Source organism: Amycolatopsis acididurans, from assembly GCF_012328925.1.
Classification (GTDB): Bacteria; Actinomycetota; Actinomycetes; order Mycobacteriales; family Pseudonocardiaceae; genus Amycolatopsis_E; species Amycolatopsis_E acididurans.
In genome coordinates, this window is the sequence record NZ_JAAXLS010000001.1 from 345,736 (window position 1) to 357,382 (window position 11,647).

Here is an 11,647-nt window from a genome sequence, read left to right on the forward strand (position 1 = left end):
GTCGAACATGGGACGCGTAGCAGGCAAGGTCGCTTTCATCACCGGTGCGGGCCGCGGCCAGGGCCGCAGCCACGCGGTACGGCTGGCCGAGGAGGGTGCCGACATCATCGCGGTGGACATCTGCCGTGACTTCGAAACGGTCGGCTACCCGATGTCCACACCGGACGATCTCAAGGAGACGGTCAAACTGGTCGAGGACAGAGGCAGACGCATCGTCGCCGTCGAGGCCGACGTGCGCGAGCGGGGCCAGATCATCGACGCGATGGACCGGGGCATCGGGGAACTGGGCAGGCTGGACGTGGTCGTGTCCCAGGCGGGTATCGCGGCGCTGGGTGGCGAGCCCGCGCTGCAGGCGTGGGCGGACGGTGTGGACACCATGCTCGTCGGGACGATCAACACGCTGCACGCGGCCATGTCGCGGGTCGGTGAGGGCGCCTCGCTCATCGCGACCGGGTCCGCGGCGGTGTTCATGGGCACCGGGGGTGTCGCGGAGCCGGGCGCGGATCCCGGCGGGGCCGGGTACGCCTACGCCAAGCGCGCATTGTCGGATTTCGTGCACGAACTGGCCCGTAACCTCGCGCCGCGCAACATCCGGGTCAATGCCGTGCACCCCACCAACTGCAACACCGCGATGCTGCAGAGCCCGGGAATGTACAAGGCTTTCCGGCCGGATCTGGAGAACCCGACACGGGAGGACGCGGAGCCGGCGTTCCCGGCCCAGCAGGCGATGCCGGTGCCGTGGATCGACCCGGTCGACGTCAGCAACGCCGTCGTCTATCTCGCCTCCGACGAGGCCCGCTATGTGACCGGTATGCAGCTGCGGGTCGACGCCGGATCGTATTTGAAGTTCCAGGATTTCCACGCCTGAGGGAGGTTCGGAGATGACGACGGTCGATGACGAGGACCGCAAGGCACACCGGATCGACTTCGACCGGCACTCGAGCACCTACCGGACCGAGTTCGAGTCGATCGCCACCGAACTGCACGCGAAGTGCCCGATCGCGTGGACCGACAAGCACGACGGATACTGGATCGCCAGCGGCAACCGGCAGGTGTTCGACCTCGCCCGCAGCGCGGAGTACCTGTCCAACGACAACGACGTGGAGGGACAGAAGCGCGGCTACCGGGGCATCAGCATTCCCGGCCCGCCGCGCACCACGGGGCAGCCGCGGGGCGGGTTCCTCGAAATGGACCCGCCCGAGCAGCGGCACTACCGGCAGGCGCTGAACCCGTACCTCTCGCCCGCCGCGGTCGACCGCTGGCGGCCGGTGATCGACGAGCTGGCGCGGGCCTGTCTCAATGAGAAGATCGAAAGCGGGCGCATCGACTTCGTCGACGATCTGGCCAACATCGTGCCCGCGGTGCTCACCATGGCGATGCTCGGGATGCGGCTGGAACACTGGTCGGTGCACTGCGAATCCGCGCACGCCAGCGTGTACACGCCACCGGACTCGCCCGACATGCCCCGCGTGATCGGGTTGCTCATCGCGTCGCGGCAGCACCAGGCCGAGCAGATCGCGCAGATCAGGGCCAACCCGCGGCCCGGGCTGATCAACGGGCTCATCAACGCCGAGATCAACGGCGAGAAACCCAGTGATCTCGACGTGCTCGGTGCGGTGGGGCTGCTCATCGGCGGCGGTTTCGACACCACCACCGCGCTCACCGCGCACGCACTGGAATGGCTGTCGGACCATCCTGAGGAGCGGGAGCGGCTCTCGCGGGAACGGGACACGCTGCTGGATCCGGCCACGGAGGAGTTCCTGCGCTTCTTCACTCCGGCGGTCGGCGACGGCCGCACCATCTCCGCCGACTGCGAGATCGCGGGCACCCGGTTCAAGGAAGGCGAGCGGCTGTGGCTGTCCTGGGCGATGGCCAACCGGGACGCCGAGGTGTTCGAGGATCCGCACCGGATCAAACTGGACCGCAAGGGAAACCGGCATGCCAGCTTCGGGCTGGGCGTGCACCGCTGCATCGGGTCGAACGTGGCGCGCGCGACGTTCAAGACGATGCTCACGCACGTGCTGGACCGGATGCCGGACTTCGCCTGCGATTCCGGGCACGCCTCGCACTACCCGACGACCGGCGTGATCAACGGGATGCGCGGCCTGCCCGCGACGTTCACACCGGGCAAGCGGATCGGGCCGGGGCTGGCGGAGACGATCCAGATGCTGCAGGACGTGTGCGACGAGCAGCGGCTCGCCGAACCGGTGACGGTGCGCAAGGCAAGGGCGAAGGTCAAACGTTGATCACGGATGAGATGCGGGCGGCCCAGGGCGCGGAGCTGAGCCGGACGGTGAGTTTCCCGGTGTCCGAATCGGACATCCGCCGGTGGGCGATCGCGGTCTATTTCCCGGAACCGCCACCGCCGATGTTCTGGGACGCGACCGCGGCGGAGCGCACTATCCACAAAGGAATTGTGGCGCCGGAGGAATTCAACCCGTTCGCGTGGATGAGCGCGGACGGGCCCGCGGTTCCCGACGACGGCGGATACGACCCGGACAGCACCGAGAAGGGGCTGGGGCTGCGGCCGCCCGGGTTGCGCAACATGCTCAACGGCGGGGTGGAGGTGGAGTACGGGGTGCGGATGCGGCCCGGTGACGTGATCACGTCGGTGCGCAGGCTCGGTGCGTACTCGGAACGAACAGGAAGGCTGGGCACGATGCTGATGACGGTGTTCGAGGACACCTGGACGAATCAACGGGACGAACGGGTGAAGCTGTCCACGATGACCCTCATCAGGTACTGACCATGACACCTCGAGTTGGTGACGAGATTCCCCCGTTCACCCGCAAGACCGGCTTCGCGAACTGGAACCGGTACGCGGCCGTCAACGATGAGTTCATCCCGATCCACATGGACGACGAGGCCGGGCGGGCGGCGGGCCAGCCCGGTGCTTTCGGCATGGGAAACCTGCAGCTTTCCTACCTGCACACTGTTTTGCGTGACTGGATCGGCCCCGAGGGGACGATCTTGCGGGTAGGATGCGAGTTCCGTGCGCTCAACACCAGGGACATGGTCGTCACGGCACGTGGCCTGGTGACAGGGGTGTCGCGGGAGGACGGACGGACCGTGGTCGACCTCGACGTGTGGACCGAAGCCGAGGACGGCACGCGGCTCGCGCCAGGAACGGCGCGTGTCGCGCTCGCGTGAAGGGAGAGCTTTGGTGGCGGGAAAGGATCTGGCGCGGCTGTTGTTGCGCACGGTCGTCGGTGGCACGATGATCGCGCACGGTGTGAAGCACGGCCGGTCGCTCGAAGGAACCGCGGGCTGGTTCGGTTCGATCGGGTTCAAGCAGCCACGGTTACAGGCCCAGGCGAGCGCGGTCGTCGAGGTCGGTGCCGGTGCGGCGCTGGTGGCTGGTGCGGCGACCCCGCTGGCGGCGTCCGCGGTCGTGGGCACCATGGCCGTGGCCGCGAAGACCGTGCACCAGCCGAACGGGTTCTTCATCACCGCCGAGGGGTACGAGTACGTGCTCAACCTCGCCACCGCCAGCGTCGCACTGGCCGCGCTGGGCCCAGGCCGGTTCAGCGTCGACCGAGTGGTGGGCGCGGACCGCTTCAAGGGACCGAAGGCGGCCGCGCTGGCCGCGGGCCTGGGCGTCGCCGCGGCGGCGGCCCAGCTCAAGACCTTCTGGACCAAACCGCAAGACAAGTAAGCCGGTTCCATCGTCGGCTGGGGGAGGGTCTGGGCTTTGCTTCGCTTCGCCATCGACGCCGGGTACCTTCCGGCCGCGCGGCTCAGCCCGGCTACCCGGCCGCGTGCCGGGCCGCGATGTAGCCGAACGCCATCGTGTTCGCGATGCTCGCGCCGGCGCCGGGGTACGTCCGGCCCATGACCGTCGCCGTCATGTTGCCCGTCGCGTACAGGCCCGGGATCGGCGCACCCGACTCGTCCAGCACTTGTGCGTGTTCGTTCGTGATGACGCCGCCCGAGGTTCCGACATCGCCCGGCACGATCTCCGTCGCGTAGAACGGGGCGGTGTCGATCGGGCCGAGTGCGGGATTCGGTTTGTTCCCGGGGTCGCCGAGCACGTGGTTGTACCGCGACACGCCACGGCCGAACTCGGGATCCTCACCGCGTGCCGCATGCTCGTTGAAGCGGCGGACGGTTTCCGCGAGCGTGGCCGGGTCTGCCCCGATGAGCGGCGCCAAGTCCTCGATCGTGCCGACGGTCTTGATCTTCCCGTCCTTCAGCAGGTGTGCGGGCATCCGCCCCGGCAGGACGGACGCGAGGTCGCGGAGCCGGGGCAGCCCCTGGCCCCACGGATAGCGGCGACGGTATTCGTCGTCGAAGATCAGCCACGCGGGCACGGCGTCATTGGCGTACATCGCGCGGCCGACCTCCACATAGGAGTTCGACTCGTTGCAGAAACGCTTCCCCTGCCTGTTCACGAAAATCGTGCGCGGATACTGCCGGGCGACCGACAACGCGGACGCGCCGAGATCCGCACGCGGGCCGGGGTTCCACACGGCCTCGTCCATGTAGTCGGTCTTCGCGCCCAAGGCGATCACCGCCGCGAGTACCTCCCCGGTGTTTCCCGGGTTGCCGACGGTCCACTCGGCCTCATTCGGTTGCGTCGCGGCCGAGTACTTGCGGCGCATCTCCGCGTTGCGCTCGAAACCGCCCGCCGCGAGCAGCACGCCCCGCTTGCCGCGTACCACTACCGAAGCCCCGTCCCGCTCGGCGCGCACACCGGTCACGCGACCGTCTTCGAGGGCCGAGGGCCGGTTCGTGCCGGTGGGCGGCATGTGGGTCGAGTCGGACACGAACCTGCCCGGTGGCGAGGCGCTGGCGAGACAGTTCGTCCACGGCAAGGGTTTCTTCCTGCGCGAATTCGGTTACGAGCCCGATGACGTGTGGCTGCCCGACTCGTTCGGCTACACCGCGGCGCTGCCGCAGATCGCCCGCGCGGCCGGTTCGCACACGTTCCTGACACAGAAGATCTCGTGGAACGAGACAAACCGGATGCCGCACCACACGTTTTGGTGGGAGGGCATCGACGGCAGCCGGGTGTTCACGCACTTCCCGCCGACCGACACCTACAACTCCGATCTCTCCGGCGCGGATCTGGCGCGCGCCCAACGGCAGTACGCGGAGAAGGGCGTCTCGAACGTCTCGCTGGCGCCGTTCGGGTTCGGCGACGGGGGAGGGGGCCCGACCCGCGAGATGATGGAGGCCGCCGCGCGCACCCGGTCGCTGGAGGGCTCGCCGACGGTCGAGGTCGGCACGCCGAAGCGGTTCTTCGACCTCGCCCGGGCGACGCATCCCGCGCCGAGCACCTGGTCGGGCGAGATGTACCTCGAACTGCACCGCGGCACCTACACCTCGCAGGCGAAGACCAAGCAGGGCAACCGGCGCAGTGAGCACCTGCTGCGCGAGACCGAGTTGTGGAGCGCGACCGCGGCCTGGCGCGGGCTCGCGGACTACCCCTACGATGCGCTCGACGAGGCGTGGCAAACCGTTCTGCTGCAACAGTTCCACGACATCCTGCCGGGTTCCTCGATCGCGTGGGTGCACCAGGAAGCGGAACGCAACTACGCCGCCGTCGCCGCGTCGCTGACCCCGCTGATCGAGCAGGCGCAGCGTGCGCTCGCCGGCCCCGGCACGACGCCGGTCGTGTTCAACGCGGCCCCGGTCGCGGCAGGCGAGGTCCCGGCTCTCGGTGCGGCCGCGGGTTCCCCGGCGCGATCGGTGGCCCCGGTCGCTTCGGAATCCGGGTGGGTGCTCGACAACGGGATCGTGCGCGCCTCCTTCGACGGTGCGGGGCTTCTGATGTCCTTTGTGGATACCGCGAGTGGACGTGAGCTGATCGCGGAGGGTGAGGCGGCGGCGCTGGTGCAGGTGTGCCGCGACACCCCGAACCAATGGGACGCCTGGGACATCAACGAGCATTACCGGCACAACATCACCGAACTGCGCGAGGCCGATGCCGTCGAGACCGGGGACGCGCTCGTGGTGCGGCGCTCGTTCCAGGAGTCGGTGTTCACCCAGACCTTCCGGCTCGCGCAGGGTGCGCCGGAACTGGAGATCGAGACCAGGATCGACTGGCGCGAACAGGAAAAGCTGGTCAAGCTCGCGTTCCCGATCGCGGTGCACGCCGACCGGGCGTCCTCGGAAATCCAGTTCGGGCACGTGCAGCGGCCCACGCACGCGAACACGTCCTGGGACATGGCGCGGTTCGAGACCGCGGCGCACCGCTGGGTGCACGTCGGCGAACCCGGCTTCGGCGCGGCGGTCGCCAACGACTCGACCTACGGGCACGACATCACGCGCCGCTGGGGCTCCTGCGGCAGCACGTTCACGCTCGTGCGCCAGTCGCTGCTGCGGGCGCCCCGGTTCCCGGACCCGCACGCCGACCAGGGCGAGCACGTGCTGCGCACCGCCCTGCGCCCGGCGCCCACCGTGCTGGAGGCGCTGGACACCGGATACCGGCTCAACCTTCCGGTGCGCACCGTGACCGGCGGTGGTCAGGTGGCGCCGCTGGTCACGGTGTCCGCGCCGGAGGTCGTGGTGGAAGCGGTCAAGCTGGCGGAGGACCGCTCCGGTGATCTGATCGTGCGGCTGTACGAGGCGCGCGGCGGCAGGGCGCGGGCGCGGATCGCGGTGTCCGAGCCGGTGGCCCGCGCCTGGACGACCGACCTGCTGGAACGCGAATCCGCCGATCCCGCCGTCCAGTCGTCGGCCTGGGCGGCGGGTGAGCCGATCGACATCGCGTTCCGGCCGTTCGAGATCGTGACGCTGCGGCTGCGCCGGGGATGAACGGCGAAAGGTCACCGGAAAGCGAACCGAACATGTTGCTTGTTCACCATCCCTAGGTTAACGTGACCTAGGTGTGGATCGAGGTCCTGCTGCTGGCGAAGCTCGCGCGCGGGCCCATGCACGGCTACGAGCTGCGCAAGGACATCGAGGCCTCGACCGGTCGTTCCCTGTCGAAGAATTCGCTGTATCCCACGCTGCGCCGCTTCGTCGAGGCGGGCGCGGTGTCGCGCAGCGCGGAGGAGCAGCAGGCCAAACCACCACGGCACGTCTACACGATCACCGAGGTGGGCCGGGAGTTCCTGCACGACATGCTCGCCGACCTGCCCGAGGAGCTCGCGGGCGACGACCGGGAGTTCTACGCACGCGTGGCGAACTTCGGCTGGCTGCGCCCGGACGAGCAGCTCGCCGTGCTCGCCGCCCGCGACAGGGCACTCGAACGTGAACGGGACCGGCTCGCGGCGCTGGCCTCGGCGCAGGCCGATCCCTGGAGTCGCCTGGTACTCGAGGAAGTCGGCCGGGGGCTGGACAGCGCCCGCGCGTGGGCCGCGGGGATCCGGGCGCGCATCACTGATCGAAACGAGTGAGGAGACCGATGACCAGCACCCTGACGTCCGCGCCGAAGATGCCCTTCCCACGGCCGAACGTGCTCGACGTGGCGCCGGTCTACGACGTGCTGCGCCGCGAGGGCCCGCTGGTGCGGGTCACGACGCCGGCCGGTGATCCGGCGTGGCTGGTGACGGCTTTCGCGCAGGCGCGCGAGTTGTTCGCCGACCGCAGGCTCGTGCGCTCCCACCCTGATCCCGGCCGCGCGCCCAAAATGTCGCGCGCCGCGATCCAGGCGGGCCCGTCCGGCACTCCCGAGGAGGAGGAACGCAACCACACCCGGCTGCGGCGGCTGCTGACTCCCGCCTTTTCGGCGAAACGCATGCGGCTTCTCGGCGACCGCATCGAGGAACTGACGCGGCGCTGCCTCGACGACATGCAGGCGGCACACGACCGGAACCCCGGCGACCCGGTGAACCTGCACGAGCTGCTCGCGTTTCCGTTGCCGGTACTGGTGATCTGCGAACTGCTCGGCGTGCCCTACGCCGACCGCGCGCACTTCCGCGACCTGTCGGACCGGATCGGCGTGCTCGACGGCGGGGACGACGCGCAGCGCGCGATGGACGATTTCAAGGCGTACATGGGCGGGCTCGCGGCGGCCAAGCGTGCCGAGCCGGGACAGGACGTCGTGTCGGATCTCGTCGCGGCGCAAGAAGACGACCCGACGTTCAGCGACGACGAGCTGACCCGGCTCGCGGCCGGGCTGCTGTTCGCGGGGCACGAGACCACGTCGAACCGGATCGACCTCGGCGTGCTGTTCCTGCTCAGCGACCCGAGCCGGCGCGACCGGTTCGCGGCCGATCCCGGCGGGCTCGCGCAGCAGACCGTCGAAGAGATCCTGCGGATGTCGGCGCCGGGTGGGCTGGGGCTTTTGCGTTACGCCAGCGAGGACATCGAGGTCGGCGACGTGCGTATCGAGCGCGGCGAGGCGGTGGTCATCTCCGCGGGCGCGGCCAACCGCGACGGTTCGGTGTTCCCCGATCCGGACGCGTTCGACCTGGAACGCAAGCCGAACATCCACCTCGCGTTCGGGCACGGCGGTCACTTCTGCGTCGGGGCGAGCCTGGCGCGCACCGAGTTGCGTACCGTGTTCCCCGCGCTGTTCCGGCGCTTCCCCCGCCTGCGGCTCGCCGCCGGCATCGACGACATCGAGGTCCGGTCGAACCGGCTCACCGGCGGCGTGGAGAACGTGCCCGTCGTGTGGTGACGCGGGGCAGGCCCACCAGGTCGGCCAGCCGGGTGCGGTCCACCTTGCCCATCGCGTTGACCGGCAGGGCATCGACCTGGGACCAGATCTCCGGCACCTTGTACGCCGCCAGCTCCCGGCGGCACAGCTCGCTCAGGGCGGGTTCGTCGAGCGGGGGACCGGCGGTCTCGACGACGGCGGCGACTCGCTGCCCGAGCCGGTCGTCGGGCACCGGGCACACCGCGACCTTCGCGACGTGCGGGTGCTTCGCGATGACCCGTTCGACCTCCAGCGGATAGACGTTCGCCCCGCCGCGGACGATCACCAGCTTCTTGCGGTCCAGCACCGTCAGCCAGCCGTCCGCGTCCACGGTTCCGATGTCACCGGTGGCGATCGGGCCGGGTCCGGCCGGGTGTACTCGGCCCCGCTCCCAGTGTCCGAGCATCGGCGTCCACGCCCAGGGCACCGCCCCGGCCAGCCGCAGTTCCCCGAGTTCGCCCGGCCGAAGGCGAGTGCCCGAATCGTCGTAGGCGGCGACGTCGTACTGCGGCAGTACCCGCCCGCTCGCACCGGGACGGGACAGCGTGCCCGGCGGATCGATCGACACGACAGTGGGCGCCTCGGTCAGGCCGTAGGTGAGGCGAGGCACCAGCCCGTGCGCGGCCGCGAAATCCCGGCACACCGTCTCCGGGGTGTCACCACCACCGCTCCAGACTTCGCACAGCGAACCGAGATCGAGCCCGGGATGTCGCGCGAGGTCGTAGAGCTGGGCCGGTGCGCCGTTCCACACGCTGACCCGCCGCGAGGCGATCCAGTCCGCGACGCCGTGTGTGTCCCGGCGGTCCATCACCACGGCGCAACCCCCGGCCTGCGCGGTGAGCAAAGTGGACAGAACCAGGAGGTTGAGGATCGTCAGCGGGAAACTGTCGCCCTTGCGCAGGTCCGGCCCCCAGCGGCGGGTGGCGACGAGCACCGCGCCCGGCAGGAGCAGGTTGCGCTGGCTGTGCACCACGGCCTTCGGACGTCCGGAAGTGCCGCTGGTGAAAGCGATTCCGGCCGGTGCGTCCGGGTTCAGCCGGATCGGCGGGCGAGGACGAGCGGAGGCGACGAGCGCGGCCCAGCGATCCGGATCGACGCGCCCGGGGGAATGGATGTGGCAGCGTGGCCCGGCGAGCACCACTTTCGGTGCGCACAGATCGTGCAGCGCCTGCTGTTCGGCCGGTGCGAGCGCCTCGCCGATCCCGGCCCAGATCGCGCCGATCCGCTGTGCGCCATGAAAAGCCGCGACGATGGGTAGGTCGTTGGGCAGGCACGCCGCGACGCGATCGCCGGGCCGCACGCCCAGCGACCACAACGCACCGGCCGCCGCGCGCGCCCGCTCGTCGAGTCCGGCGTAGGTCCAGACGCCGGAGGCCGCCTCGATCGCCGGTTCGTGCGGACGCGCTGCCAGCGCCTTGTCGAGCACTCCGGCAATGGTGCTGCTCACGTCGTCTTTGGTACCACCGTGGCTCTATCCTTGTAAACATTGTTCGTATAGGCTCGCCGCGTGCTGGACAGGTTCGGTCTCGACGGCAGGGTGGCGATCGTGACCGGTGCGTCGTCGGGTCTCGGCGCCTCGGTGGCCCGGGCGCTGGCCGCGGCCGGCGCGCGCGTCGCGGTGGTGGCCCGCAGAAAGGACCGCCTGGCGCGGCTGGCCGAGGAGATCGACGGGTTCCCCGTCGCGTGCGATCTCGTGGATCTCGACGGGCTCGGTGCCGCGGTGGAATCGGTGGCAGGGGAGCTGGGACATTCGGAGATCCTGGTCAACGCGGCCGGTTCCATGTTCACCGAGGAGCGCGCCGAAGCCGAACCGCTGGAGGCGATGCGCCGGACGATGGAGCTCAACCTGCTGGCGCCGTTCCGGCTCGCCCAAGGCGTTTTCCCGCACATGCTCAAGGCCGGCCGCGGCTCGATCGTCAACATCTCCTCGATCAGCGGCCGCGTCGGCATACCCGGCATCCCGCAGGCGTCCTACGCGGCGAGCAAGGCCGCGCTGTCGGGGCTGACCGCCGAACTCGCGGTGCAGTGGGCGCGGCATTCGATCCGGGTCAACACGGTGGCGCCCGGGTTCTTCCGCAGCGAGATCACCGCCCCGCTGTATGACAACGAGCGCTCGCGTGAGTACCTCAGGCGCAACACACCACTGCCGGTACAGGGCAGCGCCGAGGACGTCGTCGGCGCCGTGTTGTGGCTCGCGGGCGATGCGGGTTCCTACGTCACGGGCCAGACCATCGTGGTCGACGGCGGGTGGACAGCGCGATGACGACCGCCCCGCACGCGCGCGTCACGCAGCGCCGCATCGCCGAGACCGTCGCGGAGGAACTGCGTGCGCGGATCCTCGCCGCCGCCGACGACTACCGGCTGCCCACGCAGGACCAGCTCGTCAAGGAGTTCGGCGTCAGCTACCCCTCGGTCCGCGAAGCGTTGCGGATCCTGGAAACCGAGGGCCTGGTCACGGTCCGGCGCGGCAACGTCGGAGGCGCGGAGGTGCACCGGCCCACCGAGGCGTCCGCGGCCTACCACCTCGGTCTCGCACTCGAAGGCGCCCGCGTCACGCTCGCCGATCTGGCGGAAAGCCTGCGGAAGCTGGAGCCGATGTGCGCCGCGGACTGCGCCCGGCGGGAGGACCGTGCGGAGGTCGTCGTCCCGGCGCTGACCGCCAACGTCGAGGCGTGCGCCGAAGTCGCCGGGGACGGCGTGGCCTTCACCCGGACCGCGCGGGAATTCCACGATCTCGTCGTGTCGTTCACGCCGACGACCACGATCCGGTACGTGGTGAGCAGTCTGGTGACGCTGTGGTCGGCGCAGGAGCAGGCCTGGGCGGAGACACGCACCCGGCGCGGCGAGTATCCCTCCGAAGCCGAGGCGCGGGAGGCGGTGCGCACGCACCGGCGGATCGTCACCGAGATCGCCGCGGGCCGTGCGGCGAGGGCGGAACGGCTCTACCGCGTCCATCTCGCGGCCACCCAAGCCTTCGTGCTCGACCGGTTCGACGACGCGATCGTCAACGCCTCGATGTCGCGTCAGGCAATGCAGTCTGGGCAGCGGTTTCACATCTGA

12 protein-coding genes are annotated in these 11,647 nt (G+C 69.9%); 10 read left to right on the top strand and 2 right to left on the bottom strand.

Annotated features, from left to right (window positions below; all coding sequences use genetic code 11):
- The first annotated feature begins 7 nt into the window (after positions 1-7).
- The 5 genes from HFP15_RS01750 to HFP15_RS01770 are packed head-to-tail and all read left to right on the top strand — an operon-like array spanning position 8 to position 3,655.
- Complete coding sequence (locus tag HFP15_RS01750) at positions 8-868, top strand: mycofactocin-coupled SDR family oxidoreductase (RefSeq protein WP_168510627.1); 861 nt, start codon at positions 8-10, stop codon at positions 866-868.
- 13 nt (positions 869-881) lie between these two features.
- Positions 882-2,246, top strand: coding sequence for a cytochrome P450 (locus tag HFP15_RS01755; protein WP_168510629.1), 1,365 nt, complete (start codon positions 882-884; stop codon positions 2,244-2,246).
- Entirely contained in the window at positions 2,243-2,746 is a 504-nt protein-coding gene (locus tag HFP15_RS01760) for an FAS1-like dehydratase domain-containing protein (RefSeq protein ID WP_210716605.1), read from the top strand. Before HFP15_RS01755 ends, HFP15_RS01760 begins: the two co-directional genes overlap by 4 nt.
- Positions 2,747-2,748: 2 nt before the next feature.
- Positions 2,749-3,150: a hotdog family protein gene (locus HFP15_RS01765; RefSeq protein WP_168510631.1), complete on the top strand. Its 402-nt coding sequence runs from the start codon at positions 2,749-2,751 to the stop codon at positions 3,148-3,150.
- 13 nt (positions 3,151-3,163) lie between these two features.
- Positions 3,164-3,655 (top strand): DoxX family protein, encoded by a 492-nt coding sequence (locus HFP15_RS01770; RefSeq protein WP_168510633.1) that lies wholly within the window; start codon positions 3,164-3,166, stop codon positions 3,653-3,655.
- Positions 3,656-3,746: 91 nt separating this feature from the next.
- Here HFP15_RS01770 and HFP15_RS01775 read toward each other — a convergent pair whose 3' ends face one another.
- The gene (locus HFP15_RS01775; RefSeq protein WP_210716606.1) at positions 3,747-4,766 is read right to left on the bottom strand and encodes an FAD-binding protein; all 1,020 of its coding nucleotides are present in this window, start codon (positions 4,764-4,766) and stop codon (positions 3,747-3,749) included.
- Between HFP15_RS01775 and HFP15_RS01780 the strand changes: the two genes are divergently transcribed.
- The 3 genes from HFP15_RS01780 to HFP15_RS01790 all read left to right on the top strand — a co-directional run bounded on the left by HFP15_RS01780 (position 4,747) and on the right by HFP15_RS01790 (position 8,569).
- On the top strand, positions 4,747-6,759 hold the full coding sequence (locus HFP15_RS01780) for an alpha-mannosidase (protein ID WP_168510635.1): 2,013 nt from the start codon (positions 4,747-4,749) through the stop codon (positions 6,757-6,759). The two genes, HFP15_RS01775 and HFP15_RS01780, sit on opposite strands and share 20 nt — an antisense overlap.
- Positions 6,760-6,830: 71 nt before the next feature.
- Positions 6,831-7,343 carry a PadR family transcriptional regulator gene (locus HFP15_RS01785; RefSeq protein WP_168510637.1) on the top strand — a complete coding sequence of 171 codons (513 nt, stop codon included), beginning with the start codon at positions 6,831-6,833 and terminating at the stop codon, positions 7,341-7,343.
- A gap of 8 nt (positions 7,344-7,351) precedes the next feature.
- Complete coding sequence (locus HFP15_RS01790; RefSeq protein WP_168510639.1) at positions 7,352-8,569, top strand: cytochrome P450; 1,218 nt, start codon at positions 7,352-7,354, stop codon at positions 8,567-8,569.
- Here the strand turns inward: HFP15_RS01790 and HFP15_RS01795 are convergent.
- Entirely contained in the window at positions 8,532-10,034 is a 1,503-nt protein-coding gene (locus tag HFP15_RS01795) for a class I adenylate-forming enzyme family protein (protein ID WP_210716607.1), read from the bottom strand. The genes HFP15_RS01790 and HFP15_RS01795 overlap by 38 nt on opposite strands.
- Positions 10,035-10,094: 60 nt before the next feature.
- Here HFP15_RS01795 and HFP15_RS01800 point away from each other — a divergent pair, with 60 nt between their 5' ends.
- Together HFP15_RS01800 and HFP15_RS01805 are read left to right on the top strand one after the other, a co-directional pair.
- Positions 10,095-10,850, top strand: a complete 756-nt coding sequence (locus HFP15_RS01800) for an SDR family NAD(P)-dependent oxidoreductase (RefSeq protein ID WP_168510641.1) — start codon at positions 10,095-10,097, stop codon at positions 10,848-10,850.
- On the top strand, positions 10,847-11,647 hold the full coding sequence (locus tag HFP15_RS01805) for a FadR/GntR family transcriptional regulator (protein ID WP_168510643.1): 801 nt from the start codon (positions 10,847-10,849) through the stop codon (positions 11,645-11,647). Before HFP15_RS01800 ends, HFP15_RS01805 begins: the two co-directional genes overlap by 4 nt.

What these genes read in the sequence shown, in the direction of transcription:
- HFP15_RS01750 (WP_168510627.1), top strand. Translation starts at nt 8, where the DNA reads ATGGGACGCGTAGCAGGCAAGGTCGCTTTCATCACCGGTGCGGGCCGC.
- HFP15_RS01755 (WP_168510629.1), top strand. Translation starts at nt 882, where the DNA reads ATGACGACGGTCGATGACGAGGACCGCAAGGCACACCGGATCGACTTC.
- HFP15_RS01765 (WP_168510631.1), top strand. Translation starts at nt 2,749, where the DNA reads ATGACACCTCGAGTTGGTGACGAGATTCCCCCGTTCACCCGCAAGACC.
- HFP15_RS01780 (WP_168510635.1), top strand. Translation starts at nt 4,747, where the DNA reads ATGTGGGTCGAGTCGGACACGAACCTGCCCGGTGGCGAGGCGCTGGCG.
- HFP15_RS01790 (WP_168510639.1), top strand. Translation starts at nt 7,352, where the DNA reads ATGACCAGCACCCTGACGTCCGCGCCGAAGATGCCCTTCCCACGGCCG.
- HFP15_RS01805 (WP_168510643.1), top strand. Translation starts at nt 10,847, where the DNA reads ATGACGACCGCCCCGCACGCGCGCGTCACGCAGCGCCGCATCGCCGAG.